Origin of the sequence: Dactylosporangium aurantiacum (assembly GCF_000716715.1) — a bacterium.
Classification (GTDB): domain Bacteria; phylum Actinomycetota; class Actinomycetes; order Mycobacteriales; family Micromonosporaceae; genus Dactylosporangium; species Dactylosporangium aurantiacum.
In genome coordinates this window covers 181,466-205,690 of sequence record NZ_JNYJ01000020.1, presented here as the reverse complement: position 1 = coordinate 205,690, position 24,225 = coordinate 181,466, and the positions used below count along the sequence as shown (strand labels likewise).

The 24,225-nt window shown below is 75.4% G+C and carries 25 protein-coding genes; 14 read left to right on the top strand and 11 right to left on the bottom strand.

Annotated elements, in window-relative coordinates; translation table 11 throughout:
- Positions 1-20: 20 nt before the first annotated feature.
- On the bottom strand, positions 21-545 hold the full coding sequence (locus OP18_RS22690; RefSeq protein WP_033360965.1) for an NUDIX hydrolase: 525 nt from the start codon (positions 543-545) through the stop codon (positions 21-23).
- A gap of 40 nt (positions 546-585) precedes the next feature.
- Between OP18_RS22690 and OP18_RS22685 the strand changes: the two genes are divergently transcribed.
- From OP18_RS22685 to OP18_RS22670, 4 genes are all read left to right on the top strand, one after another.
- Entirely contained in the window at positions 586-1,344 is a 759-nt protein-coding gene (locus OP18_RS22685) for a thioesterase family protein (protein WP_033360964.1), read from the top strand.
- A 45-nt stretch (positions 1,345-1,389) separates the two neighbouring features.
- A complete protein-coding gene (gene lexA / locus OP18_RS22680) occupies positions 1,390-2,154 on the top strand; it encodes a transcriptional repressor LexA (RefSeq protein ID WP_211273638.1) in 765 nt (254 codons plus the stop codon).
- A gap of 43 nt (positions 2,155-2,197) precedes the next feature.
- Positions 2,198-3,085, top strand: coding sequence for a pentapeptide repeat-containing protein (locus tag OP18_RS60775; protein WP_389251258.1), 888 nt, complete (start codon positions 2,198-2,200; stop codon positions 3,083-3,085).
- Between the two features lie 240 nt (positions 3,086-3,325).
- Positions 3,326-3,586, top strand: a complete 261-nt coding sequence (locus tag OP18_RS22670; protein ID WP_033360961.1) for a PspC domain-containing protein — start codon at positions 3,326-3,328, stop codon at positions 3,584-3,586.
- A gap of 27 nt (positions 3,587-3,613) precedes the next feature.
- Here OP18_RS22670 and OP18_RS22665 read toward each other — a convergent pair whose 3' ends face one another.
- Both OP18_RS22665 and OP18_RS22660 read right to left on the bottom strand, forming a co-directional pair.
- On the bottom strand, positions 3,614-5,113 hold the full coding sequence (locus tag OP18_RS22665) for a phenylacetate--CoA ligase family protein (protein ID WP_033360960.1): 1,500 nt from the start codon (positions 5,111-5,113) through the stop codon (positions 3,614-3,616).
- 21 nt (positions 5,114-5,134) lie between these two features.
- The gene (locus OP18_RS22660) at positions 5,135-6,067 is read right to left on the bottom strand and encodes a GIY-YIG nuclease family protein (protein ID WP_162189824.1); all 933 of its coding nucleotides are present in this window, start codon (positions 6,065-6,067) and stop codon (positions 5,135-5,137) included.
- 75 nt (positions 6,068-6,142) lie between these two features.
- Between OP18_RS22660 and OP18_RS22655 the strand changes: the two genes are divergently transcribed.
- Positions 6,143-6,616, top strand: coding sequence for a hypothetical protein (locus OP18_RS22655; RefSeq protein ID WP_033360958.1), 474 nt, complete (start codon positions 6,143-6,145; stop codon positions 6,614-6,616).
- Here the strand turns inward: OP18_RS22655 and OP18_RS22650 are convergent.
- Both OP18_RS22650 and OP18_RS22645 read right to left on the bottom strand, forming a co-directional pair.
- Positions 6,600-7,040 (bottom strand): nucleotide triphosphate diphosphatase NUDT15, encoded by a 441-nt coding sequence (locus tag OP18_RS22650; RefSeq protein WP_245635496.1) that lies wholly within the window; start codon positions 7,038-7,040, stop codon positions 6,600-6,602. The genes OP18_RS22655 and OP18_RS22650 overlap by 17 nt on opposite strands.
- Before the next feature lie 10 nt (positions 7,041-7,050).
- Positions 7,051-7,923: an aldo/keto reductase gene (locus tag OP18_RS22645; protein ID WP_052387146.1), complete on the bottom strand. Its 873-nt coding sequence runs from the start codon at positions 7,921-7,923 to the stop codon at positions 7,051-7,053.
- A 74-nt stretch (positions 7,924-7,997) separates the two neighbouring features.
- Here OP18_RS22645 and OP18_RS22640 point away from each other — a divergent pair, with 74 nt between their 5' ends.
- The 3 genes from OP18_RS22640 (at position 7,998) to OP18_RS22630 (ending at position 11,208) form a co-directional block, all read left to right on the top strand.
- Entirely contained in the window at positions 7,998-8,924 is a 927-nt protein-coding gene (locus OP18_RS22640; protein WP_033360956.1) for a LysR family transcriptional regulator, read from the top strand.
- 84 nt (positions 8,925-9,008) lie between these two features.
- On the top strand, positions 9,009-10,304 hold the full coding sequence (locus OP18_RS22635) for a D-alanyl-D-alanine carboxypeptidase family protein (protein WP_081971002.1): 1,296 nt from the start codon (positions 9,009-9,011) through the stop codon (positions 10,302-10,304).
- Positions 10,305-10,314: 10 nt separating this feature from the next.
- A complete protein-coding gene (locus tag OP18_RS22630) occupies positions 10,315-11,208 on the top strand; it encodes an aldo/keto reductase (RefSeq protein WP_033360955.1) in 894 nt (297 codons plus the stop codon).
- Here OP18_RS22630 and OP18_RS22625 read toward each other — a convergent pair.
- The 3 genes from OP18_RS22625 to OP18_RS22615 form a co-directional block, all read right to left on the bottom strand.
- A complete protein-coding gene (locus tag OP18_RS22625) occupies positions 11,203-11,889 on the bottom strand; it encodes a GNAT family N-acetyltransferase (protein ID WP_033360954.1) in 687 nt (228 codons plus the stop codon). The genes OP18_RS22630 and OP18_RS22625 overlap by 6 nt on opposite strands.
- A gap of 42 nt (positions 11,890-11,931) precedes the next feature.
- Complete coding sequence (locus OP18_RS52890; protein ID WP_156089701.1) at positions 11,932-12,822, bottom strand: pentapeptide repeat-containing protein; 891 nt, start codon at positions 12,820-12,822, stop codon at positions 11,932-11,934.
- Positions 12,823-12,925: 103 nt separating this feature from the next.
- Positions 12,926-13,501: a TetR/AcrR family transcriptional regulator gene (locus OP18_RS22615; RefSeq protein ID WP_033360953.1), complete on the bottom strand. Its 576-nt coding sequence runs from the start codon at positions 13,499-13,501 to the stop codon at positions 12,926-12,928.
- Between the two features lie 105 nt (positions 13,502-13,606).
- On the opposite strand from OP18_RS22615, the gene mddA reads away from it, so the two are divergent.
- The 4 genes from mddA (at position 13,607) to OP18_RS22595 (ending at position 19,597) form a co-directional block, all read left to right on the top strand.
- Positions 13,607-14,338 (top strand): methanethiol S-methyltransferase, encoded by a 732-nt coding sequence (gene mddA / locus OP18_RS22610; RefSeq protein ID WP_211273637.1) that lies wholly within the window; start codon positions 13,607-13,609, stop codon positions 14,336-14,338.
- Between the two features lie 16 nt (positions 14,339-14,354).
- Positions 14,355-16,511 carry an alpha/beta fold hydrolase gene (locus OP18_RS22605; protein ID WP_033360952.1) on the top strand — a complete coding sequence of 719 codons (2,157 nt, stop codon included), beginning with the start codon at positions 14,355-14,357 and terminating at the stop codon, positions 16,509-16,511.
- 82 nt (positions 16,512-16,593) lie between these two features.
- Positions 16,594-16,932: an Imm51 family immunity protein gene (locus tag OP18_RS22600; protein WP_033360951.1), complete on the top strand. Its 339-nt coding sequence runs from the start codon at positions 16,594-16,596 to the stop codon at positions 16,930-16,932.
- A 325-nt stretch (positions 16,933-17,257) separates the two neighbouring features.
- Entirely contained in the window at positions 17,258-19,597 is a 2,340-nt protein-coding gene (locus OP18_RS22595; RefSeq protein ID WP_033360950.1) for a penicillin acylase family protein, read from the top strand.
- Here the strand turns inward: OP18_RS22595 and OP18_RS22590 are convergent.
- The 3 genes from OP18_RS22590 to OP18_RS22580 are packed head-to-tail and all read right to left on the bottom strand — an operon-like array spanning position 19,537 to position 21,890.
- Positions 19,537-20,565, bottom strand: coding sequence for a hypothetical protein (locus OP18_RS22590; protein WP_156089700.1), 1,029 nt, complete (start codon positions 20,563-20,565; stop codon positions 19,537-19,539). The genes OP18_RS22595 and OP18_RS22590 overlap by 61 nt on opposite strands.
- Positions 20,508-21,032, bottom strand: coding sequence for a hypothetical protein (locus tag OP18_RS22585; protein ID WP_033360948.1), 525 nt, complete (start codon positions 21,030-21,032; stop codon positions 20,508-20,510). The genes OP18_RS22590 and OP18_RS22585 overlap by 58 nt, the downstream gene beginning before the upstream one ends.
- A gap of 27 nt (positions 21,033-21,059) precedes the next feature.
- Complete coding sequence (locus tag OP18_RS22580) at positions 21,060-21,890, bottom strand: helix-turn-helix transcriptional regulator (RefSeq protein ID WP_033360947.1); 831 nt, start codon at positions 21,888-21,890, stop codon at positions 21,060-21,062.
- A 103-nt stretch (positions 21,891-21,993) separates the two neighbouring features.
- Between OP18_RS22580 and OP18_RS22575 the strand changes: the two genes are divergently transcribed.
- Both OP18_RS22575 and OP18_RS22570 read left to right on the top strand, forming a co-directional pair.
- Positions 21,994-22,710 carry an SDR family oxidoreductase gene (locus OP18_RS22575; RefSeq protein WP_033360946.1) on the top strand — a complete coding sequence of 239 codons (717 nt, stop codon included), beginning with the start codon at positions 21,994-21,996 and terminating at the stop codon, positions 22,708-22,710.
- A gap of 58 nt (positions 22,711-22,768) precedes the next feature.
- Positions 22,769-24,193 (top strand): hypothetical protein, encoded by a 1,425-nt coding sequence (locus OP18_RS22570; protein WP_156089699.1) that lies wholly within the window; start codon positions 22,769-22,771, stop codon positions 24,191-24,193.
- The last annotated feature ends 32 nt before the right edge of the window (positions 24,194-24,225 follow it).

Sequence of the window (24,225 nt, the reverse complement as noted above, 5' to 3'; positions counted from 1 at the left end):
TTCGGCGGGTGCCCGTTTGTTCAGGTCAGGCCCGCCTCGGTGAGGGCCCGGGCGACGATGCGGGCGGAGCCGTCCGAGTACTCCCGGACCTCGTCGCGGGCGGCGGCCGCCGGCACGATCCGCCGGTGGCCGACCTCGTGCGCCGGCCGCCAGTCCCCGACGAGGACCTCGGCGCACCAGAACGAGCGCACCAGCACCAGGCCGAGCTCGTGCCCGGCGACGCACTCGGAGCGCACGTGCCCGAGCAGCCGGGCCTCGGCGACACGGACGCACGCCTCCTCCCGCATCTCCCGGCACAGGGTCTCCAGGTCGGTCTCGTCGCCCTCGGGCCGGCCGCCCGGCAGTCCGAAGTGGACACCGTCGTGGCTGATGAGCACCAGCTCGGCGCCGGCGAGACAGACGCCGTTGGCGCCATGGGCCCGGCCGGCCGGGCGCTCGCCGGGCGGGTGCCACGACACCAGCCAGTCCTGCCCGTTGCCGCGGGCGGCCAGCGGTGCGCCGTCGGTCGCGGGCGCGGTCCGCCCGAGCGGGTTCGGCTGCGGCATCAGCCCAGGCTATCGGCCACCGTCGACCTACGATGTCCCGATGGCGTTCTACCTACCGCTCGGCGACGGCCGGTTCGAGTCCACCGAGCACACCCGCGGCCCGTGGGACCCGGCCGCGCAGCACGCCGGGCCGCCGGCGGCGCTGCTGGGCCGGGCCGTGGAGTCGGTGGCGCCGCCGGGCATGCGGGTGGCGCGGCTGACGTACGAGATCGCCCGCCCGGTGCCGATCGCCGTGCTCGAGGTGGCCGTGCGGGTGGTCCGGCAGGGCCGCAGCGTCGCGCTCGTGGAGGCGTCGATCGACCCCTTCATGAGCTGCTCGGCGCTGCTGATCCGGGCCGGCGAGGACCTGGTGCCGGCGGCCACGCCACCGGTCGCCGTCCACCTCGACGGGGCGAGCGTGAAGCCGCTGTACCCGACGACGCACGACATCGGCTACCACACCGCGATGGACTTCCGCTTCTCCGAGGGCTCGTTCCTGGAGCGCGGCCCGGCCACCGCCTGGATGCGCATGCGTGAGTCCCTTGTGGACGGTGAGGAGCCGAGCCCGCTCAGCCGGGTGCTGGTCGCCGCCGACTCGGGCAACGGCATCAGCAACGAGCTGGAGCTGAACAGGTTCCTGTTCGTGAACGCGGATCTGACCGTACACCTGCTGCGTCACCCTCTCGGGGAATGGGTGTGCCTGCGCTCGGCCACGTCGATCGACGCCGCCGGGATCGGGCTGGCCGACACCGCCCTGCACGACCAGCACGGGCCGATCGGCCGGTCGGTGCAGAGTCTTTTTGTCGCACCGCGGCGGTAGGGTGATGTTCGTACAGATGATCGAAGGATGGCGTATGGTGATCGAATGACGGAGGGGATGCTCAGCGAGCGGCAGCAACGTGTCCTGTCGGTGATCCGGGGCTGGGTCGAGGAGCACGGCTACCCGCCCACGGTGCGCGAGATCGGTGCCGCGGTCGGCCTGGTGTCGACGTCGTCGGTGTCGCACCATCTCAAGTCGCTGGAGCGGCTGGGGTTGCTGCGCCGGGACGGGCGTTGGCCGAGGGCGATGGACGCCCGGGCCGTTGACGCGGACACTGGCGCGCCCGCGCCGGACGACGACGGTGTCGTGGTGCCCGCCGCGGACCGCTTCGGCGGTGGGGCAAGGGCTGGACTGCCGGCGGGGCCCGCGGTGCCGGTGCCGGCGCGAGCCGGGGGTCGTGGTTCCGGTGGGGTGATCGGGGGCGGCCAGCTGGACCCGGGCGTCAGCGTGCCGGTGCTCGGTGCGATCGCCGCCGGCCAGCCGATCCTCGCCGAGGAGCAGTCGGACGACGAGCTGACCCTGCCCACCTCCATCGTCGGCCACGGCAGCCTGTTCGCCCTGCGCGTCAAGGGCGACTCGATGATCGAGGCCGCCATCTGCGACGGCGACTTCGTCGTGGTCCGCCGCCAGCCCGTGGCCGAGACCGGCGACATCGTGGCCGCGATGATCGACGGCGAGGCGACCGTGAAGGTCTACCGGCTCCGCGACGGCCACGTCGACCTGGTGCCCCGCAACCCGTCGTACGACGTCATCCCCGGCGACGAGGCGGTCATCCTCGGCCGAGTCGTCAGCGTGCTGCGCCGCCTCTGACGCCCGCCCGACTCCGCGCCATCTCAACGAGGGGATCGTGGAGATGGCGCTGCTGGCCTGCCTCAGCCTTCGTCGCCGGGGCGGCGCCACAGCCCGGTGCGGCGCCGCAGGCACGGTGCGGCGTCACAGGCCCGGGGCGGCGCTACAGCCCGGGGCGGCGTCAGAGCCCGGTGCGGCGCTACAGCCCGGGCCGCGCCGCGCCGGCGGTGGTGCCGGGCGCCGTCGCCGGCGGTGGAGCCACCGGCGGGCAGGTCGCGCTGCGGGCGACGGCTGTGACTCTGGCGTGCATCCTGCGCTGGTCTGCCCGCGCCGCGCTGGTCTGCCCGCGCCGCGCTGGTCTGCCCGCGCCGCGCTGGTCTGCCCGCGCCGCGCTGGTCTGCCCGCGCCGCGTCGCGCTGGTCCGCGTCGCGCTGGTCCGCGTCGCGCTGGTCCGCGTCGCGCTGGTCCGCGTCGCGCTGGTCCGCGCCGCGCTGGTCTGCCCCGCCTTGCGTCGCGCCGCCTCGTGGGTGTCGTGTCGTCGCGGGGTGCCGTCTCGTTCGTGTCGCTCAGTTTCGTGCCGCGCCGGCCTGGTTCGCCTTGTGCTGTGCCGTCTTGTGCCGCGTCGTGCCATGCCGCGCCGCCGCTCGTGTCGCACCGTCCTGCTTCGCCGTGGGTCGTGCGTGCCGTGCTGTGCTGCGGTCTCGTGTCGCGTCGTCCTGACCCACTGCGTCGTGCTCGCCTGCGTCGCGCTCGCCTGTGCCGTGCTCGCCTGTGCCGTGCTCGCCTGTGCCGTGCTCGCCTGTGCCGTGCTCGCCTGTGCCGTGCTCGCCTGCGTCGCGGTCGCCTGTGCCGTGCTCGCCTGCGTCGCGATCGCCTGTGCCGTGCTCGCCTGTGCCGTGCTCGCCTGCGCCGTGCCTTGGCGCGTCATCCTTCTGGCCGCGTCGCGCCGTGAAGGCTCGGCGCTGTCCTGTCGTGGACTTGCGCCGCGCTGTCCTGCGTTGTCGGTCTCGGGCGTGGCCGGCGTCCGGCGGTGCCCGGGGGGAACGAGGGTGCGCGGGGCAGGGCGGTCGCCGACGGAGGTGAGGGTTGCGTTCTCAGGGGTCGACCGGGGCCGGTCCCTGATGCCGGCGAGGGTCGCGAAGGCGCAGGCTTGAAGCACAACGAAGGAACGTGGCGTGAAGGAGCGAGAACGATGGAGACCGTGCACCAGTCGATGCGACAACAGGGCCTGGTCCGGCCGGCGCGGGGCCGGGTGCTCGGCGGCGTGTGCGCCGGGCTCGGGCAGCGCTTCGGGATCGACCCGTGGCCGGCGAGGCTGCTGTTCATCCTCATCCTGCTGCTGATTCCCGGCAGCCAGATCCTCGTGTACCCGATCCTGTGGATCATCATGCCGGCCGAGCCGGTCGCGGTGACGCCGCCGGCTGGGACGATGTGGGCCACGCCGGTCGACTGACGGCGCGGCGGGCCGGCGGCGGCGCGCTCAGCGGTCCGGTCGGGTGTAGCGGTGCTTCACCTGCGGCGGGAAGTACTCCGGGTCGCCGGTGGGGCGCAGCTCGACCCGTGGGGTCTGGTACGCGGGCGGCACGTAGTTGGCGAACTCGCTGTTGAGCCGGAGCAGCTCCTCCCGGATCGCCCCGGCCAGCAGCCCGGCCCGGTCAGGGTCCGCGGAGGTGGCGCCGGGGGCCAGCTCGGCCACCACCGACAGGTGGCGCTCCTCGTCGTCGCCGGAGACGACCTGCAGCACGAACTTGCCGGTCACCCAGTCGCTGATGCCGGGGCGTTCCAGCGCCACCGTGACGTTCTCCGGGTAGATGTTGGCGCCGAAGTACGAGACGGTGAACAGCGACCGGCCGAAGACCCAGACGAACGGTAGCCGTGGCGCGGCGGCGGCGTCCAGGCCGGCCGCCGGGTCGAAGCCCAGCCCGCGGCAGAACGAGAGCATCGCGTCGAACGGCAGCAGGCCGCCCTCGTCGGCGATGTGGTAGCGGACCAGCGGGATCCCGCCGTCGCCGGTGAACAGCAGCGTCCCGTCGTGGTGGGTCTCGAAGTAGCGGGTGGTCGGGTCGTACTGCACGAGCGTCGGCAGCCGCGGGTCGCCGAACAGGTCGCGGGCGGCGTCGGGGCGACCGGCGAGGAAGCGCCGGATCGCGACGCTCAGCGGCGTCTCGGTGCCCAGGACGCCGGCGTCGGCGGTGCCGTACAGCGAGACGGAGTCGGCGAGGGGGTCGGTCATGCCGGCCCGGGAGCCGACGAGCGTGCGCCACTCCTCGCTGAACACCTCGCCGGCGAGCAGCAGCCGGATGCGGTACGCGGGCCAGTCCACGCCGCGCTGGCGGCCGGCGTCGACGACGTTCTTCACGAACGGCGGGTAGCCGGCCAGGACCACCTGCTCGAAGTGCGGCCCGAGCTCCCGCACGACCCGCAGGATCTCGTCGAGGTTGTTGCCGGGCGTGGCGACCGTGATGGGGTACCCCTTCGCGGCCAGGTGCCGGCAGGCGGCGGCGGTGTACATGCCGCCGACCCAGGAGCCCAGCGCGAAGCAGACCACGACCAGGGTCCGCCGCCGGTCGGCGCGGAAGCTGCCGGCCAGCGCCTGCTCGAACCGGCGGGCGACGACCAGCTCGTCCAGCACCGAGCGCGGCCACACGGTCGGCTCCCCGGACGACCCCGACGACACGGCGACCGTCTCGGCGGCGTCGAGCCGCCCGTCGCGGCACAGCTGGGGCAGCGGGTACCGGCGGTGGTACTCGGCCTTCGTCAGCAGCGGTACCCGCGCGAAGTCGTCCGCCGAGACGACCGCCGCCGGGTCGACGCCGTGCGCGTCCAGGAACGAGCGGTAGGCGGGGACGCGGGTGGCGACGTCGTGGAAGAGGCGCAGCGCGGCCCCGGCGCCGTCGTCGGGGGTGCCGGCCGCGCCCACCAGCGGTGCGGCGTAGAAGTCGCGCAGCCCGGCGAGCACCCGTTGGGCCCGGTCATCCATGGTGAACCCCGTCCTTCGAGCTCAGGCGGCGATGTGGTGGGCGGCGGAGAGCCGGCTCGACAGCTCGGCGCTGCGTGCCGCGAACGGCCGCCAGTGCTCCGGGGTGCGGTCCAGGTGCCGCCGCGCGTCGGCCTCCCGGCAGGCCCGCTGCGTCCAGGTGGCCAGGCGCCCGCCCCGCACCTCGAAGCGGACGAGGAGGCCGTCGGCCCAGCCGTACACGTCGCTGTCGGGATCGGTGGGCACGGTCGCCTTCTGCTCCGCGACGAGCCAGTCGATCGCCTCGAGCTCCTGCTGGATCCGCTCGGCGAGCTCGAAGGCGAGCCCCGCCGCCGCCCGGTCGCGCTGCTCGACGAGCAGGCGGTGCACCGCGTCCACGGCGTCCGGGCGGCGCTGCAGCACGGCGACCGTGGCGGCCAGCAAGGTCTCGCGGTCGGCCGCGTCGACGCCGCGGATGCGGGCCATGTCCCGCGCGGCGCCGGTGAGGCGCTCGTCGGTGTACCCGAGCGGCAGCACCCGGCCCAGCCCGGCCACGGCCAGCCGCGCCTTCGTCCCGCCGAGGTACGGGCCGAACACGTCGGGGCCGCGGTCGGCGCCGAACGGGCCGTGGTCGACCACGAGCCGGGGCGCGCCCCGCCGGTCGACGCGCAGGTAGATGGGGACCTCGAGGCCGCCGCGGACGCGGTTCCAGCGCGGCTTCGAACGCTCCAGCAGGTTGCGCTCCAGCCACGCCGCCTCGTGGACGGAGTCGCAGGCGACCGCCTCGACCCGCACGATCTGCGCGACCATCCGGGACAGGTGGCGCCGGCCGCGCAGGCTGGTCCAGTAGGAGCCGACCCGGTGCCGCAGCTCGGTGGCGCGGCCGATGTAGAGGACCCGGTCGCGTTCGTCGCGGAACCGGTACACACCGGGCGTGTTGGGCAGGCTCGCTGCCGCCGTGCGGGCCGCCGTCGTCACGCCCGGCATTCTACGGTCCGCGTCCGTGCGGCCCCGGCGCCGTCGCCCCGGGCGGGCTGCCGCAGACTGCTGGGCATGCCGGAGATCGTGCAGCTGCTGGCCTCGCCGTCGCACCGGTACGTCGGCCGCCCCGCCGACGGCCCGCTGCCGGCGCCGCCGGGTGAGCTGGTCGACGAGATCCGGATCCGGGCCGGGCTGGGTGTCGTCGGCGACCGGTACTTCGGCAAGGAGGCGCACCGGCAGGCGAGCGTGACCGTCATCGCGCGCGAGTCGCTGCCCCCGGGGGCCGGGCTGGTCGAGGTCCGGCGCAACATCATGGTGGCCGGGCTCGCCGTCGACGACCTCGTCGGCGCGGTCCTGACGCTGGACTCCGGCGACGGCCCGGTCCGGCTGCTGGTCCGGCGGGCGGCGCACCCGTGCGCGTGGATGGACGTCATGGTCGGGCCCGGCACGTGGAAGGCGCTGCGCGGCAAGGGCGGCGTGCGGTGCGAGCCGCTGGACGACGGGGTCCTGCGGGTCGGCCCGGTGGCGGTCACCGTGCGGCGCTGAGCTCCCGGCGGATGGCGTCGAAGTGCGGCGAGCGCACCAGCTGGCGCCACGGCAGGAACAGCGGCTCCGGCAGGTCGTCGAAGTCGTGCCAGGCGAGGTCGGTGCACTTGTCGGGCTCCAGGATCGCCGGCTCGCCGGCGACGTGGTCGCTGAGCATCCAGACGGTGACGTAGTGCCGGCCCTCGCCGGGGAAGACGTCGTTGGTGACGGCGCCGAAGCGGACGTTGCCGATCTGGACGCCGGTCTCCTCGGCGACCTCGCGGACCGCGGTGTCCTCGAACGACTCGCCGAACTCGAGGTGCCCGCCGGGCACCGACCACGTGCCGGCGCCGTGCGCGCCGCGGCGGCGCCCCATGAGGAACCTGCCGCCGCGGCACACGAACACGCCGATCCCGACCCGGACCCCGGCCGCGCTGTTGATCACGGCGGTCATGCTACCGGCGGCCCGGCACCCCCCGCGCCTCACGCGACGTCGCCGTGGCGCGGCCCACCGCGTCCAGCTCGGCGAGGGCCGTGGCGTCGAGCCGGACGGCCGCGGCCGCGACGTTCTCCTCCAGGTGCCCGACGCGGGACGTACCGGGGATCGGCACGACGACGGGGGAGCGGTGCAGCAGCCAGGCGAGGGCGACCTGGGTGCGGGTGGCGCCGACCCGCGCGGCGACCCGGGCCACCGCGTCGCCGCCGCCGGTGGTCAGCGGCGCGACCGGCAGCCACGGCAGGAACGCGATGCCGTGCCGCTCGCAGTACGAAAGGACCGCCTCGGACCGGCGGTCGGTGAGGTTGTACCGGTTCTGCACGGCGGCGACCGGCACGATCCGCGCCGCCTCGACGAGCTGCTCGACGGTCACCTCGGACAGCCCGACGTGCCGGACCTTGCCCTCGTCGCGCAGCCGCCGCAGCGCACCCGCCTGTTCGGCGAGCGGCACGGTGGGGTCGACGCGGTGCAGCTGGTACAGGTCGATGCGCTCGACCTTGAGCCGCCGCAGGCTCAGCTCGGCCTGCTGGCGCAGGTACTCGGGGCGGCCCAGCGGGATCCACTCGCGGCCGAGGTTGACCTGGCCGCCCTTGGTGGCGATGACGACGCCGTCGCGGTACGGGTGCAGCGCCTCGGCGACGAGCTCCTCGTTGGCGCCGAAGTCGTACGCGTCGGCGGTGTCGATCAGGGTGACGCCCAGCTCGACGGCGCGGCGGGCGACGGCCGTCGCGGCGGCGCGCTCCAGGGACGCGGGGCGGCCGGTGAGCCGCATGGCGCCGAACCCGAGCCGGTGCACCGGCAGGTCGCCGCCGATGGTGAAGGTGGTCTGCATGCGATCCACCCTGCGACCCGGCAATGATTAGGACAAGTGACAGGTTATGGACCCGATCGCGTAGCATCGCTACGGTGTTGAACCTGGAGCGGCTGCGCGTCCTGCACACCGTGTGGACCACCGGGTCCGTCGGCGGCGCCGCCGCGGCGCTGCACGTCACCACCTCCGCGGTGTCGCAGCAGATCGCCCGGCTCGAGCGGGAGGTCGGCCAGCACCTCGTGGAGCGGCAGGGGCGCGGCGTGCGCGTCACCGAGGCCGGCGCCGTGCTCGCCCGCAGCGCGGCCGAGGTGCTCACGCTCGTCGAACGGGTCGAGGCCGGCCTCGCCGGGCACCGCGGCGTCGTCGCCGGCCCCCTGGCGGTCGCCGCGTTCGCGACCGCCGCCCGTGGGCTGCTGCCCGGGGTCCTGGCGCGGCTGCGCGCCGGCTGGCCCGACCTGGACGTCGCGCTGAGCGAGCAGGAGCCCGACGCGGCGGTCGCCGCCCTGCGCCGCGGCCACCTCGACGTCGCGGTCGTGCAGGACTGGGCCGACGACGTGCTCGCCGTCCCCGAGGGCCTGTCCCGGCGGCACCTGCTGGACGACCCGTTCGACGTGGCGCTGCCGGCCGGGCACCCCCTCGCGGGCCGGACCGCGGTCGCCGTCACCGACCTCGCCGGCGAGGACTGGATCGGCTGGAGCGCGGGGCAGATCTGCCACGACTGGCTCTTCGCCACCCTGCGCCGGCACGGCGCGCAGGCCCGCATCCGGCACACCGCGTCGGAGCACTCGACCCAGCTGGCGCTCGTCGCCGCCGGGCTCGGCGCGGCCGTGATCCCGCGCCTCGGCCGGGACCCGGTGCCGCCGTCGGTGCGCATGGTGCCGATCGACCCGCAGCCCACCCGCCGGGTGTTCGCGCTGTGGCGCGACAGTGCCGCCGCCCGCCCCGCCGTCGCCACCGCCGTCGACGTCCTCGCCGAGCACGCCGCCCGCCTCGCCGCCGCGGACGTGGACACCGGCCGCTGAGCAACACCGGAGAGGCGGCGCCGGGAGGCGGCACGGCCGGGCCCGCCGTGCCGTGCAAGCCCGTGGCGGTTACGCTCCCCAGCCATGGGAGCGACGGGACTGGTGGCGGCGGTGCTGAGCGCGGGACTGCTGGCGTTGCCGGCACCGGTCGTCAGCCCGTCGGTCAGCCCGTCCGGCGCGGGTCCGTCCGGCGGTCCTGCCGTGACCACGTCCAGCGGTCCTGCCGTGACCACGTCCAGCGGTCCTGCCGTGACCACGTCCGGCGGTGCGGCGGTGCCGTGCCCGTACGCCACGATCCCCACCATCCCGCCGACCCCGCCGTCTCCCGTGCGGGACCCCGCCGCACCCGTGGTCGGCGGCGGGCAGCTCGGCACGACCGGCCTGGCCGTGGCGGGCGGCACCGCGGCGCCGCCCACCCTGTCGGCGATGTCCTGGGTGGTCGCCGACCTCGACAGCGGCGAGGTCCTCGGCGCCTGCGCGCCGCACCTGCGCCGCCGGCCGGCCAGCGTGCAGAAGCTGCTGCTCGCCGCGACCGCCCTGCCGAAGCTCGACCCGGCGCTGGTCGTGGAGGCCACCGCCGAGGACCTCGACCTGCCCAAGGACAGCTCCGCCGTCGGCATGATCATCGGCGGGAAGTACCCGGTCTCCACGCTGTGGCTCGGGCTGCTGCTGCAGTCCGGCAACGACACCGCCAACGCCCTGGCCCGGGTGGCCGGCGGCGACGGCGGGGTCGCCGCGACGGTCGCCGCGATGAACGCCGAGGCGCGCCGCCTCGGCGCCGACGACACCCACGCCGTCACCCCGTCCGGCCTGGACGCCCCCGACCAGCTCACCAGCGCCTACGACCTGGCCCTGATCGCCCGCGCCGACTTCGCCCGGCCCGACTTCGTCAAGTACGACACCACCCTGGTCTTCCAGTGGCCGGCGCAGCCGCCGAAGGACCCCAAGGGTTTCCAGATCCAGAACGAGAACAAGCTGCTGACCAGCTACGACGGCGCCATGGGCGGCAAGACCGGGTTCACCGACGAGGCCCGGCACACCTACGTCGGCGCCGCCCAGCGCGGCGGCCGCCGGCTCGTCGTCACCATCATGGGCGCCGAGATCGTGCCCGCCCGCGCCTGGAAGCAGGGCACGATGCTGCTCGACTGGGGGTTCGCGCTGCCGGCCGGCACGTCCGTCGGCCACCTCGTCACCCCCGAGGAGGCGGCCGAGCTGCACCGGCCGGCCCCGCCCTCCTCGGCGCCCGCCGCGGCCCCGGCCGCGCTGCGCACCGGCACCGGCTACTCGATCTGGCCGACCGTGCTCGCGGTCGCCGCGGTTGCCCTGACCGCGGTCGCCGTCGCCGCGTACACCGTGATCCGCCGTCGCCGCCGCGCCTAGGATCGCGGGTATGGGCTTCGACCGGCTGGACCTCGGCGTGCCCGTGCGGCGCGTCGGGCTCGGGCTCGCGGCCGTCGGGCGGCCGGGGTACATCACCCTGGGGCGCGACCGTGACCTGCCCGCGGACCGGTCGGTCGACGCGCTGCGGGCGCGCAGCCACGAGCTGCTCGACGCCGCCTACGCCGCCGGGGTGCGCTACGTCGACGTGGCCCGCTCCTACGGGCTGGCGGAGGAGTTCCTCGCCGGCTGGCTCGGGCAGCGGCGCGACGTCGTCGTCGGCTCCAAGTGGGGGTACACGTACACGGCCGGGTGGCGGGTCGACGCGCCGGTGCACGAGGCCAAGGACCACGGCGTGGCGACGTTCGACCGGCAGCTCGCCGAGACGCTCGACCTGCTCGGTGACCGGCTCGACCTGTACCAGATCCACTCCGTGACACCGCAGAGCACCGCACTGACCGACCGGGCCCTGCACCGGCGGCTCGCGGAGCTGGCCGGCCGTGGCGTCACCGTCGGGCTGTCCACCAGCGGGCCGCGGCAGGCCGAGGCCATCCGCGCCGCGCTGCGCGTCGAGGTCGGCGGCACGCCGCTGTTCCGCACGGTGCAGGCGACCTGGAACCCGCTCGAGCCGTCGGCCGGGCCGGCCCTCGCCGAGGCGCACGCCGACGGCCGCGCCGTCATCGTCAAGGAGTCCCTGGCCAACGGCCGCCTCGCCGACCGGGACGCGGCCGTCATCGCCGCGGCGCTGCGCCGGCCGTGGGTGAGCGTCGTGCTGTCCGGCGCCGCGACCACGGCTCAGCTCGCCGCCAACCTGCGGGCGCTGGACGCGCGCGGCGAGGAGCCGCTCCCGGATGCCGAGCCCGCCGAGGTGTACTGGCAGCGCCGCGCCGCGCTCGCCTGGTCATGACCGCGGCAGCCACTCCTGCCAGGCGCCGACCGCGGCGAACCCCTCGGCCGCGTACAGCCGCTCGGCCATCGGGGTGGCCTGCAGGCTCGCCGTGGCGAACCCGCCGTCGCGGGCGTCGTGCAGCGCCCGGCGCAGCACCGACCGGGCCAGCCCTCGCCGCCGGGCCCGCGGCAGGGTCGCCACGAACGACACGTTGACGTCGCTGCCCACCGGGATCAGCACCAGGCACGACTCGTGCCCGGCGGACGCGTAGGCCCGCAGCCCCGGCACGCCCCGCACCAGCGTCTCGTCGGTGCCGGTGATCGCGGCGACCACGCCCGGGTCGGCGTCCGCCACGACGCCGGGGGACCCGTCCGCGGGATCCGCGCCGGGCGGCAGGTCCCGCAGGTCGCACCGCATCGGCACGGTCGTCTCGTCGCGCCGCATCCCGGCGGCGGCGAGGACGGCGGCCGTGGCGCCGTCCGCGGACCACACCGCGTATCCGGGGATGCCGGTGTACAGGCCGGCGAGCGCGGGCAACGCGGCCGGATCCAGCAGGACCGCGTTGCACAGCACCGGATGGCTCGGGAACCGGGCGGCGACGAACCCCGCACCCCGCACCACCGACGCGTCGGGGTGCGGCGTGGCGAGCGCCTCCCACGAGCCCACCAGCGACGCGAGGTACCCGGCGAAGGCGTCCATGTCCGTATTCTGCGCCGGGCCCGCGCCGCCGGCCCGCGGCGGTCAGCCGCGGATGGTGAGGCCGACCGGGAACGGGTCCTGGTCCGGCCGGCCGAAGCGGGCCGGGCGGTAGCCGCGCACGGCGCCGGACAGGTACACCAGCAGCGCGCCGACGAGCAGCGGGTAGAGCACGACGATGTACATCAGGGGCAGCAGCATGCCGGCGAAGACCCAGAGCATCACGTTGACCACCGCGTAGATCGCCAGGCGGGACAGGCCGCGGTTGATGGCCCGGTCGCCGGGCGTGTTGCCGCGCACGACGTCGATGAGGGACTTCACCAGCAGGGCCAGGCCGACGAGGATGGCGATCAGGCTGGCCTGGAAGGTGCGCGGGTCGAGGACGTCGACCTTGGCGCCGTCGGTGTCGGCCTGGATGGCCTCGGCGAAGACGGTCCGGGCGCCGCGCAGGTCGGCCCGCACCAGGTCGGCCTGGGTGAGCGACGCGCTGGTGAAGTCGGCGCCGCGCAGGTCCGCGCCGGTCAGCTCGGCCTGGCTGAGGTCGGCCTCGGTGAACGTCGCGTCGCGGGCGTCGACGGCGTCGAGGTCGGCCTGGCTGAGGTCGGCGCCGTCGAAGTGGGCGCCGCGCAGGTTCGCGCCGGTGAGGGTGGCCTGCACGAGGTCCGCATCGCGGAACGAGGCGCCGTGCGCGTCGACGCCGGACAGGTCCTCCTGCCCGAGGTCGAGTCCGTCCAGCACCGCGTCGTGCAGGTCGGCGCAGGTGAGGTCGGGCAGGCCGTCGAGCGAGGTGATGTGCTGGCCCGCGAGCTGTGCCCGGTTCTCTGGGCACTTCGGCCCGCGGACCGGCTCGGCACCGGCGGGGGTGGCACCGGTCGTGGTGATCGCGGCGATGATCAGCAGCGCGCCCATGGCGCGGGAAAGGCGGGAGAACGGCACGGCGACAGCATCGACGGTCGTGGCACCCCTTCGTCGCGCTCCGTCAGGATGGCGACACGGTCGCGCGGATCACGTGACGGCTCGCGGACAGCTCCGCGCGGCGTCACCGCTCCTCGAACTGGCGGATCAGGTCGCCGACGCTGCGCAGCCAGCCGCGCACCCGGGGGACCCACGCGTCGCCGCCGAGCAGGACGACGGCCTCGCCGCCGAGGAAGGACAGCCCGATGAGGCCGGCGACGTCGGCGGGGCGCATCGGGCCGAGGGAGCCGAACCGCTCCTCCGCCTCCTCGGCGACCTGGACCAGCACCACGAACCACGCCTCGAGCATCGTGGTCACCCGCGCGGCGACCTGCGGGTCGGACCAGCCGGCCGCGATCATCTCCTGCAGCACCCGCACGTAGCCCGACGCGAGGTCGTCGTCGAGGAAGTCGCACGCCTGCTCGTAGCGCTTCCAGAGCGGGGTGTCCGCGCCGTACATGCGGACCTGGCGCTCGACGAGCTGCCGGTTCTCGTGGTCGAGCAGCGCGAGGATGACGCCCTGCTTGCCGCCGAAGTGGTAGTGGATCTGGCTCAGCGGCACCCCGGCCTGCTCCGCGACCCGGCGGGTGGACAGGGCGGCGTAGCCGTCGGCGAGCAGGCACGCCCGGGCGGCCTCGATGATGCGCGCGGCGGTGGTCACCGTCGTCCCCCTCTGTCGGCTGCCTGATAGGTGCTTGTCGGTCGGTCGACCGAATGTTAGCGTCCGGGCAGTCGGTCGGTCGACCGAACGAGAGGGAGGTGTGGCATGGTGCGCAAGGCGTTCGCCCTCGGGTACGGCGCGGTGGCCTATCTGGCCTTCGTCGCGACCCTGCTCTACACGATCGGGTTCCTCGCCGGCGTCGGCGTGCCGAAGGGCATCGACGACGGCGCGACCGGCCCGGCGTGGCGGGCGCTGCTCGTCGACGCGGCGCTGCTGACGCTCTTCGCGGTGCAGCACAGCGTCATGGCGCGGCCGTGGTTCAAGCGGTGGTGGACCCGGTTCGTGCCGCCGGCCGTCGAGCGCAGCACGTACGTGCTGGCCGCCACCGCCACGGTCGCGCTGCTGCTGTGGCAGTGGCAGCCGCTGCCCGGGACCCTGTGGTCGGTCGGGCCGGCGTGGGCGCGTGGGGTGCTGTGGGCCGCTTACGCGTTGGGCTGGGTCGTGCTCGTGGTCAGTACGTTCGCCGTCGGGCACTTCGACCTCTTCGGCCTCCGGCAGGTGCTGGACCGGGCGCGCGACCGCCGCTACACGGAGCCCGGTTTCCGTGAGCCGCTGCTGTACCGGCTGGTCCGCCACCCGCTGATGGTCGGCTTCCTGATCGCGTTCTGGGCCGCGCCGGACCTCAGCGTCGGCAGGCTGGTCTTCGCCGTGGCCGGCACCGGCTACATCATGGTGGGGGTCCGGCTGGAGGAGCACGACCTGCGGGCGCAGCTCGGCGAGCCGTACGAGCACTATCTGCGGCGGGTCCCGCGCTTCGTGCCCCGCCTGACGCGTTGAGGGGAGGGCCAGGGCGATGCGCGCGCGACAGGCCGACGCCGAGGGCTGGGTCGAGCACGACGGCGTGAAGATCCACTACGAGGTGCACGGGGAGGGCGGCCCCACGATCCTGCTGCTGCCGACGTGGACGCTCGTGCCCAAGCGGATCTGGAAGCTGCAGCTGCCGTACCTGGCCCGGCACTTCCGGGTGGTCACCTACGACGGCCCCGGCAACGGCCGCTCCGACCGGCCGCTGACGCCGCGGTCGTACGGGCAGGCCGCCCAGGTGGCCTACGCCCTCGCGGTGCTCGACGCGACCGGCACCGACCGCGCCGTGCTCGTCGCGCTGTCGCGCGCCGTCAACTGGGCGCTCGAGCTCGCCGCCGAGCACCCCACCAGGGTGCACGGCACGGTCGCGATCGGCGCCTCGATCGCGCTCACCCCGCCGAGCCAGGCCCGGGCCGCCTCCGGCGGGCTCGACGACCAGCCCGCACCGGACCTGCCGCCGTCCGCCGTGCCGCGGCTCGGCACCGACCCGGCGAGCCACTGGCGCAAGTACAACCGCCGCTACTGGCACACCCACGCCGAGGACTTCGCCTGGTTCTTCATGGGCCAGTGCTTCACCGAGCCGCACTCGACGAAGCAGATCGAGGACGGCGTCGGCTGGGCCCGGCAGACCACCGGCGCCGTCCTGGACGTCGAGAGCCAGGCCGACCGGCCCGGCCGCGACGCGCTCGAGGCGTGGTGCGCCCGGATCGCCGGCCCGCTGCTGATCCTGCACGGCAGCGCCGACCGGGTCGTGCCGCTGGAGCGCAGCGAGGCGCTCGCCGCGCTCACCGGCGGCGAGCTGGTCGTCATCGACGGCGGCGGGCACATCCCGATCGCCCGCGACCCGGTCCAGGTCAACCTGCTGGTGCGCGGCTTCGCCGAGCGGTTCCGCCCGCCGGGGCCGGCGCGCCGGGTGTGGCGGCGTTGGCAGTCCGGGCCGCGGCGGGTGCTCTACCTGTCGTCCCCGATCGGCCTCGGCCACGCGCGCCGCGACCTGGCCATCGCCGCCGGGCTGCGCGAGCTGCGGCCAGACGTCCAGATCGACTGGCTCACCCAGGACCCCGTCACCCGCATGCTCGCCGGCGCCGGCGAGCGGGTCCACCCCGCGAGCGCTCTGCTGGCCAACGAGTCCGCGCACGTGGAGAGCGAGTCCGGCGAGCACGACCTGCACTGTTTCGAGGCGCTGCGGCGCATGGACGAGATCCTCGTCGCCAACTTCATGGTCTTCCACGACCTGCTCACGCACGAGCGCTACGACCTCGTCGTCGGCGACGAGGCCTGGGACGTCGACCACTTCCTGCACGAGAACCCGGAGCTGAAGCGCTCGGCGTACGCCTGGCTCACCGACTTCGTCGGGTTCCTGCCCATGCCGGACGGCGGCGAGCGGGAGGCGCTGGTCGCCGCCGACTACAACGCCGAGATGATCGGCCACATCGCCCGGTACCCGCGGCTGCGCGACCGGTCGATCTTCGTCGGCGACCCCGAGGACGTGGTGGACGAGCCGTTCGGGCCCGACCTGCCCCGCATCCGCGACTGGACCGTCGAGCACTACGACTTCGCCGGCTACGTGACCGGCGCGACGGGCACCACCGGCACCGACCCGGCCGCGCGGGCCGCGTTGCGCGCCTCGCTCGGGTACCACGACGACGAGCGCGTCTGCGTCGTCACCGTCGGCGGGTCGGGCGTCGGCGGCCACCTGCTGCGGCTCGTGGCCGCCGCCTTCCCCGAGGCCGCCCGGCGGGTCCCCGGCCTGCGGATGATCCTGGTCGCGGGCCCGCGCATCGACCCGTCGACGGTGCGGGCCGCGGCAGGGCTGGAGGTGCTGCCGTACGTGCCGTCGCTGGACCGCCACCTCGCCGCCTGCGACCTCGCCGTGGTCCAGGGCGGCCTGACCACCTGCATGGAGCTGACCGCGGCCGGCCGCCCGTTCATCTACGTGCCGCTGCGCCACCACTTCGAGCAGCAGTTCCACGTCACCTACCGGCTGCGCCGGCACGGCGCCGGCCGCCGGATGGACTACGACACGCTGACCCCGGACACGCTCGCCACGGCGATCGCCGAGGAGATCGACCGCCCCGTCACGTACCGTCCCGTGCCCGCCGACGGCGCCGCCCGCGCCGCCGCCATGCTCGCCGAGCTGCTCTGAGACCGGTCAGGAACCGGTCTGGGACCGGTCTGGGACCCGGGCGATTTGGCGTCGGGGCACGGCGGCTGCCAAGCTGCCGTGCATGACCGCACCGAAGCTCATCGAGACGTCGCCGGGCAAGTACTCGCTGCTGCTCAACGCGGGGACGACCGACGTCGACGCCGTCGTGGAGGATCTCGGGCACGAGCCCAGCGGGTACTTCTGGGCGGCGGTCGCGCGGCTGCTGGTCAGCACGGAGGCGCCGGCGCTGGAGGGCCGGTTCTCCTACGACCCCGAGGCCGGCATGTTCTGCGCGTACGGCACCGACCGGGCCGCGCTGGAGGCGCTGGGCAAGCTGATCGCCGCCGTGGCGAGCGACGCCGGGCAGGCCCGGAAGATCGTTGCCCTCGCGCAGGCCAAGGGCGTCGACCTCGACGACTGAGCGGCGGTAGGCCCCGGCCGGTGGGCGCCGGCCGTGGCACGCGGTTCGTCCTGAGGCTGGGCGGCGCGCAAGTTGATCTATGAATCTCGATTGATGGTGCATTGACGGTAGTACAAAGGTCACTGAGTGCAATATGGTGACCTCACGGCGTCGCGCCCGTCGATGCGTCACAGCCGAACAGGTCATCGAACAGCGTCTTCCTGCACATGGTGAATGCGACCAAGGATTCGAACCGCCATCAGTCCCGCTGCGTCACTTCGGAGGAGCCGTGCCTCGCGTCCGTCGGATCGTCACAGTCTTATCCGCAGCCGCCCTGCTCACGCCCATGGTCGCCGGAGCGCCGGCGCACGCGCAGGACGGTGACGCCGTCGCCTCCGGTGGCTACGCCGCCGTGATCAGGCGCACCAGCTACGGGGTGCCGCACGTGCTGGCGTCCAGCGTCGGCAGCGCCGCGTTCGGGCAGGCGTGGGCGTACGCAGAGGACCGCTTCTGCGACCTCGCCGACCAGATCGTCAAGGTCCGCAGCGAACGGTCCCGGTGGTTCGGCCCCGGGCCCGACGGCGTCAACCTGGCCACCGACTTCGCCTACCAGTCCCTCGGCCTGGTCGACCGCGCCCGCGACCAGTTGACCCGGCTGCAGCCGGAGGAGCGCGACGTCCTCAACGGCTACGTGCGCGGCTACAACGCGTTCCTCGCGGCCACCGGCGCGGCCCGCGTACCGGGCTGGTGCGCCGGCCAGCCGTGGATCGGGCCGATCACCGCGGTCGACGTCCTGGCGTACCAGCGCAACATCGCGATCCTCGCCAGCGGCGACGCCCTGCTCGCCCCGATCGCCATGGCCGCGCCGCCGTCGGGCGCGCAGGGCGCGCTGCCGATCGGCGCCGCCGTCACCACCGACGGACTGCGGGGGCTGCAGGAGCAGCGGGCCCTGTCCAGCAACGGGTGGGCGCTCGGCGCCGACAAGTCCCAGACCGGGCGGGGCATGCTCGTCGGCAACCCGCACTTCCCGTGGGAGGGCGAGCTGCGCTTCTGGGAGTCGCAGCTGACCGTGCCCGGCAACCTCAACGTGTACGGCGCCAGCCTCGGCGGCCTGCCCGGTGTGCAGATCGGGTTCACGGACAAGGTCGCCTGGACGCACACGATCGCGGAGGGGTCGCGGTTCACGTTCTACTCCGTCGACCTGGTCCCCGGCGCGCCGACCACGTACCTGGTCGACGGCCGGCCCGAGCCGATGACCGCCAAGCAGGTGACGATCCAGGTCAACCAGGGCGGCGTGCTGCAGCCCGTCACCCGCACCATGTGGTCGACCCGGTACGGCCCGGTGCTGGACCTGTCCGCCATCGACCCGGCGTTCGGCTGGGGCACCGAGACGGCGTACACGTACCGCGACGCCAACATCGACAACGACCGGCTGCTGCGGGTGTGGCTCAACATGGCCCGCGCCACGGACGTGTCGGGCCTGCGCGCGTCGATCGGCCGGGACCAGGGCATCCCGTGGGTGAACACGATCGCGACCGACTCCGCCGGCAACGCCTGGTACACGGACTCGTCGCCGACGCCGAACCTGTCCGCCGCGTCGATCGCGGAATGGGCGGCGCACCCGCTCGGCGCGCTCAACGGCAGCGACAGCGCCAACGCGTGGGTGGTGCAGCCGGGGGCGCGCTCGCCCGGGCTGATCCCGTTCGCCCAGCAGCCGCAGCTGCAGCGCCGCGACTACGTGTTCAACGCCAACGACAGCCACTGGGTGCCGAACCAGAACCGGTTCCTGACCGGGTTCTCACCGTTGCAGGGCCTCGAGGGTACGCCGCTGTCGGCACGCTCCCGGCAGAACCTGCGGCTGATCAACGGCACCGCGAAGTTCGACCTGACCGGCCTCGGCACCGCGATCCTGTCCGGCGACTCGCTGACCGCCGCGGAGCTGGCCGGGTACGTCGTCTCGGCCTGCCGCGCGCAGGGCACCCGGCCGGTGGACGTCGACGGCACGCCCGTCGACATCAGCGCCGGCTGCACCGCGCTGGCCGGCTGGGACCGGCTGTTCGAGCTGCCCAGCCGTGGCGCGGTGCTGTGGCGGGAGACGATCGGGGCGGTGCTCGCGCAGTACCCCGACGCGCTCACCGTGGCCGGCCCGCTGTTCGGCGTGGCGTTCAACCCGGCGGACCCGGGCCGCACCCCGCGCGGCGCGCCCGCCGACCCGGCGCCGCTGCTCACCGGCCTGGCCCGGGCGATGCTGCGGATGCGGGCGGTCGGCCTGCCGCTGAACGTGGCGCTGCAGTCGGTGCAGTACACGGTGAAGGCCGGCCAGCGCATCCCGGTGCCCGGCTCGACGGAGCTCGTCGGCATCGCCAACATGGCGCAGTACGAACCGTTCCCCGGCTCGTCCCGGGAGCCGTTCATGGACCCGGGGACGTTCGTGCCCGGCAGCGACCTGACCGACCGCGGCTACGTGGTGAACTACGGCACCAGCTTCCTGCTGACCCTCGCGTACACGTCCTCGGGCCCGTCGGCGCGGTGCGTCCTCACCTTCGGCGAGTCCGCGGATCCGGCCTCGCCGTACTACGCCGACCAGACGCTGCTGTACTCCCGCAAGCAGCTGCGCGACTGCCGCTACTCGGAGACGTCGATCGCCGCGGATCCGAGGCTGTCGGTCAAGACGGTCCGGGGGTGAGTGAGCGCGACGAACAGGTCGTGGACGGCGCCCGCGGGCAGCGCCGGGTTGCGCGCCAGCTCCGTGCGGACCTGCGGGTCCGGGTGGGTGGTGAGCCCGGCCAGGATCGCGGGCGGCGTCGACGGGTTGCCGGCCAGCAACGGCGCCGCTGACGGCAGCCGCAGGCACGCCTCGAGCGCGGCGGGGGGCGCGGTCTCCTGCCACGCGACGTCCTCGACCGCGCCGGCCGGGCTGTCCGGGTGGGTGGCGATGGCCAGCAGCAGCTCCGGCGGCGCCGACGGGTGGGCGGCCAGCGTCTGGAACAGCGCCGGCCCCCACCGCTCGGCGGCCCGGCGGACCTGGTCGGCGGGCACGCCGCTGTTGCCGATCGCGCGGCGCACGACGTCGAGGTCCGGGTCGTCGGTCAGCGCCGCCCGCAGGTCCCCGGGCAGGATGTGGCTGGCGGCGGCGACGAGCCGGACCTTCGGGTCGGGGTCGGCGGCGAGGGCCCGCAGGCCGTCGACGTCAGGATGGCGGTCGGTGGCGACCCAGCCGGCCCCGGCGCGGCTGTGCCGCACCAGCACGTCCAGCGGGGTGCGCCAGTTGGCCAGGACGTTGGTCCGCCAGGCGGCGTCGCCCGCGTCGTACAGGCGGCACAGCAGGTCGTCCGGGGCCGCCGGGTTGAGCGCGACGGCGGCCGTCACGCGGTGGTCGCCGAGCGCCACGAGCCGCTCGTAGGTGCCGGGCGGCAGGTCGCGCCGGGTGGCGAGCACCCGGGCCAGGGAGATGTCCGGCGCGGCGGTGAACGGCGCGACCGCCGCGGCCGGTGTGCCGTGGTTGCCGGCGGCGGCGAGCCGGACCTGCCGCAGCGCGGCCGCCGGGTCCGGCCGGTGCGGGCAGCCGCGCGGCTCGGGGCTCCCGCCGGTGGTGATCAGGTCGGCGAGGAGGTCGGCCGGCGCGTCGTGCCGCGCGGCGAGCGCGATCCGCACGCACGCCTCCGGCCGGGCGGCCAGGGACCGCACGACGTCCGGCGGCACCCCCACCACGGGACGGCGGCCGCGGCGACCGAGCAGTCCGGGTCGCCGGCCACGGCGCGGGCCACGTCCGGCCGGTCCATCGCGAGGGCGGCGAGGCGGCGGCGTACCGGCGGCTCCGGCCACGAGGCGAGCAGCCGCAGCCACTCGCCGGGCGCGTCGGCGCGGTCGAGGCCGGCGAGCATCGCGTCGGGGTCGTCGCGCGGCACCGCGAGCGGCGGCACCCGCCCCGCCTCGACCAGGGCCAGGAAGGTGGCCCGGTCCCCGGTGCCGGTGAGGGCGTCCACGTGCGCCGCCGTCAGGTCCGGCCGCCGGGCGAGCACCGGCAGCAGCCGCGGGTCCCCGGCCACGACGAGCGCGTCGATGTCGGCGGCGGGCAGCGCCGGGTGCTCGGCCAGCAGCAGCAGCGTCTCGTCGGGCACAGTTGCGCAGACTACCGCCGGCGCCGCTCAGAACCGTTGCGTGCCGACCACCGACAGCAGCCGCAGCCCTTCCTGCGAGCGGCTGCCCGGGGCCGCGGTGTAGAGCACCAGCCGCTGGTCGCGTTCGGTGATGTGCAGGGTCTGGCAGTCCAGCTCCAGCTCGCCGACGACCGGGTGCGGGATCCGCTTCGTCGACGTGGACCGGGGCGGGTCGACCGGGTAGTCGACCCAGCGCCGCACGAAGCCGGGACCGGTCGCGTGCAGCCGCGCGACGAGGGCCGCGACCCCCGGGTCGTCCGGGTACCTGGTCACGGCCCGGCGCAGGTCGGCGAGGCAGAGGCGGGCGTGCTCGTCGATCTGCGGGTCGTCGAAGTCGGTGTACGGGCTGCTGAACAGCTGCCAGATCAGGTTGCGGTCCGCCACCGGCCACACGGTGGGGTCGATGAGCAGCGCGGTCGCCATCCGGTTCCACGCGAGCAGGTTGTACACGGCGTCGATGACGAACGCGGGCGTGTCGTCGAGCCGGTCGATGAGGTGCAGGATGCCGGTCGGCACGTCCCGCGGCGGGCCGGCCGGCGGGTCGTCGCGGGCGCCGACGAGCTGGAACAGGTGCTCGCGTTCGCTGTCGGTCAGCCGCATCGCCCGCGCCAGCGCGGTCAGCACCTGCCGCGACGGCCGTGGCCCGCGGGCCTGCTCGAGCCGGGTGTAGTAGTCGACGGAGATCCCGGCGAGCTGCGCCACCTCCTCGCGGCGCAGGCCGGGCGTGCGGCGGCGCGGGCCCGGCGCGAGGCCGGCGTCCACGGGCCGGACCCGTTCGCGCCGCGCGCGCAGGAAGTCGGCGAGTTGTCGGCGGTCCACCCGCACATCGTGCCCGCCGCGGGCCGGCCCATCCAGGGACCGGCCGGTCCGGGGCTGCGGCCGTGCTCTCCTCGCGGCGCCGCCGCGGCCGCAGGCTGGCGGCATGGACGACACGACGATCGCGCTGGTGACCGGCGCGAACAAGGGCATCGGGCTGGAGGTGGCCCGGCTGCTCGGCCGGGCCGGGGCGACGGTGCTGATCGGGGCGCGCGACCCCGGCCGGGGCGCCGCCGCGGCCGGGACACTGCGCGACGAAGGGCTGACGGTGCATGAGCTGCAACTCGACGTCACCGACCCGGCCTCGGTCGCCGCGGCGGCACGGCGGGTCGAGGAGGACCACGGGCGGCTCGACGTCCTCGTCAACAACGCGGGGATCCTCGTCGGCTGGGCCCGCCCCGCCGACCTGTCCGTGGACGACGTGCGCCTGGCGTTCGAGACGAACGTGTTCGGTGTGGTGGCGGTGACCAACGCGATGCTGCCCCTGCTGCGCCGCAGCCGGGCCGGCCGGATCGTGAACGTGTCCAGCTCGATGGGCTCGCTGACCCGGCTGGCCGCACCGGACAGCGGGATCCCGATGATGGCGTACAGCGCCTCGAAGGCCGCGCTCAACGGCCTGACCGTCGCCTACGCCGCCGACCTGCGCGAGGCCGGCATCACCGTGAACTCGGCCGATCCCGGATACTGCGCGACCGACCTCAACGGGCACACCGGCCCGCGCACCCCCGCCCAGGGCGCCACCGTCGTGGTCCGCCTGGCCCTGCTCGGCGACGACGCCTCGAGTGGCGGGTTCCACGACGACGACGGCCCGGTCCCCTGGTGACCCTGACGCGGGCGGTAATTGCCGGCGGCGCCGCAGTCCGGCGGGGCACCATGGCGCGGTGGGACGCGGATGGTGGCGGCGGAGCAGCCCGGCCGAACTCGCCGTGCGGCGGGCGGTCGCGGACCTGCCGCGCGGTGGCGTCGCCGCGGCCGACCGGCTGCTGACCGTCCTGGCCGGTGTCGCCGCCGGGCGGGACCGCGGGCGCGACCTGGCCGCGCTGCGGATCCTCACCGCAGACCCCGCGGCGCTCGTCACGCTCGACGCCCACGCGCGCCGGTCGGTCGCCGCGGCGGCGGTGCTGTGGGCGATGGCGGCCGACCTCGACACCGCGGCCGCCGGGCCGGTCGCGGTGGCGCTCGCCTCGATGCACCGCGACGGACGGGTCCGGGAGCGGGCCCTGCGGGCGATGCCGGAGCGGCCCGACCCCGAGCTGGCGCCGCTGCTGGTGCTGCGCGCCGCCGACTGGGTCCGGCCGGTCCGCGACCAGGCCGGCCTCGCCGTGGCCGTGCTGCTCGGGCACGACGCCGCGACGTACCTGCCGGTGATGCTGCCCGTCGCGCTGCGGACCCAGGACCGCCGCCGCGCCGGCTTCGTCATGCACCAGCTCGTCGCCGCGATCCTCGCCGCGCCGCCGGCGACCCGCGACGCGCTGGCCGCGGACGGGTCCACCGCGCAGCGGCGCCTGGTCTTCGACCTGTCCCGCGCGCAGGGCCGGCTCGGCCCGGCCGAGCTCGTCGCGGTGGCCGAGGCGGACCCCGACCCGTGGATCCGGATCCGGGCCGCCGAGGCCGCCTGCCGTGACGCGGTGTGGAGCGGCCGGACCGCGGTGCTGCGGCGCCTGGCCGGCGGCGCCCGCGCCGACGTGCGGGGGACCGCGCTCGCCGGGCTGCTGCGGCTCGGCCTCGCCCGCGACGTCGCGGCGCACCTCGACGACCCGGCCGCGCTGGTGCGGGCCGCCGCGCGGGAAGGCGCCCGCCGGGCCGGCGTCGACGCGGCCGCGCACTACCGCGCCGCGGTGTCCGGTGGCACGCCCGCGCCCGGCGCGGTCGCCGGGTTCGCCGAGACGGCGCAGGACGCGGTGCCGCTGCTGCCGCTGCTGGAGCACCCCGACCGGGCAGTCCGCGCGCTCGCCGTGCGGGGCGTCGCGCGGCTCGGCGCGGTGACCCCCGACCGGATCGCGCCGCTGCTGCGGGACCCGGCGCCCGCGGTGGTCCGGGAGGCGTCCACCGCGCTGCGCCCGATCGCCGACCGCCTGCCCGCGGACCTGCCGTGGCAGCTGCTCGCCGACCGGCGCCCGGCGCTGCGGCGGGCCGGGTACCGCCTGCTGAACGGGGGACCGCCGCTGGTGCGGCTGCGGGCCGCGCTGATCCTGGCCGCCGACGTCGTGCCGGACCTCGCCCGGCGGGGCCGCGCCGACGCCACCCACCTCACCCGCGCCGCCACCGACCCGCGCGGTGGCGACAGGCGGTGGCTCGAGGGCTGAGCCCGCGGCCACCCTCGGCTCATCCTGCCGGT

Coding starts and splice junctions, on each gene's coding strand:
- OP18_RS22690 (WP_033360965.1), bottom strand. CDS start 545: ATGCCGCAGCCGAACCCGCTCGGGCGGACCGCGCCCGCGACCGACGGC.
- OP18_RS22685 (WP_033360964.1), top strand. CDS start 586: ATGGCGTTCTACCTACCGCTCGGCGACGGCCGGTTCGAGTCCACCGAG.
- OP18_RS22670 (WP_033360961.1), top strand. CDS start 3,326: ATGGAGACCGTGCACCAGTCGATGCGACAACAGGGCCTGGTCCGGCCG.
- mddA (WP_211273637.1), top strand. CDS start 13,607: ATGGTGCGCAAGGCGTTCGCCCTCGGGTACGGCGCGGTGGCCTATCTG.
- OP18_RS22655 (WP_033360958.1), top strand. CDS start 6,143: ATGCCGGAGATCGTGCAGCTGCTGGCCTCGCCGTCGCACCGGTACGTC.
- OP18_RS22630 (WP_033360955.1), top strand. CDS start 10,315: ATGGGCTTCGACCGGCTGGACCTCGGCGTGCCCGTGCGGCGCGTCGGG.
- OP18_RS22645 (WP_052387146.1), bottom strand. CDS start 7,923: ATGCAGACCACCTTCACCATCGGCGGCGACCTGCCGGTGCACCGGCTC.
- OP18_RS22575 (WP_033360946.1), top strand. CDS start 21,994: ATGGACGACACGACGATCGCGCTGGTGACCGGCGCGAACAAGGGCATC.
- OP18_RS22595 (WP_033360950.1), top strand. CDS start 17,258: ATGGTCGCCGGAGCGCCGGCGCACGCGCAGGACGGTGACGCCGTCGCC.
- OP18_RS22635 (WP_081971002.1), top strand. CDS start 9,009: ATGGGAGCGACGGGACTGGTGGCGGCGGTGCTGAGCGCGGGACTGCTG.
- OP18_RS22625 (WP_033360954.1), bottom strand. CDS start 11,889: ATGGACGCCTTCGCCGGGTACCTCGCGTCGCTGGTGGGCTCGTGGGAG.
- lexA (WP_211273638.1), top strand. CDS start 1,390: ATGACGGAGGGGATGCTCAGCGAGCGGCAGCAACGTGTCCTGTCGGTG.
- OP18_RS22665 (WP_033360960.1), bottom strand. CDS start 5,113: ATGGATGACCGGGCCCAACGGGTGCTCGCCGGGCTGCGCGACTTCTAC.
- OP18_RS22605 (WP_033360952.1), top strand. CDS start 14,355: ATGCGCGCGCGACAGGCCGACGCCGAGGGCTGGGTCGAGCACGACGGC.
- OP18_RS60775 (WP_389251258.1), top strand. CDS start 2,198: ATGGCGCTGCTGGCCTGCCTCAGCCTTCGTCGCCGGGGCGGCGCCACA.
- OP18_RS22600 (WP_033360951.1), top strand. CDS start 16,594: ATGACCGCACCGAAGCTCATCGAGACGTCGCCGGGCAAGTACTCGCTG.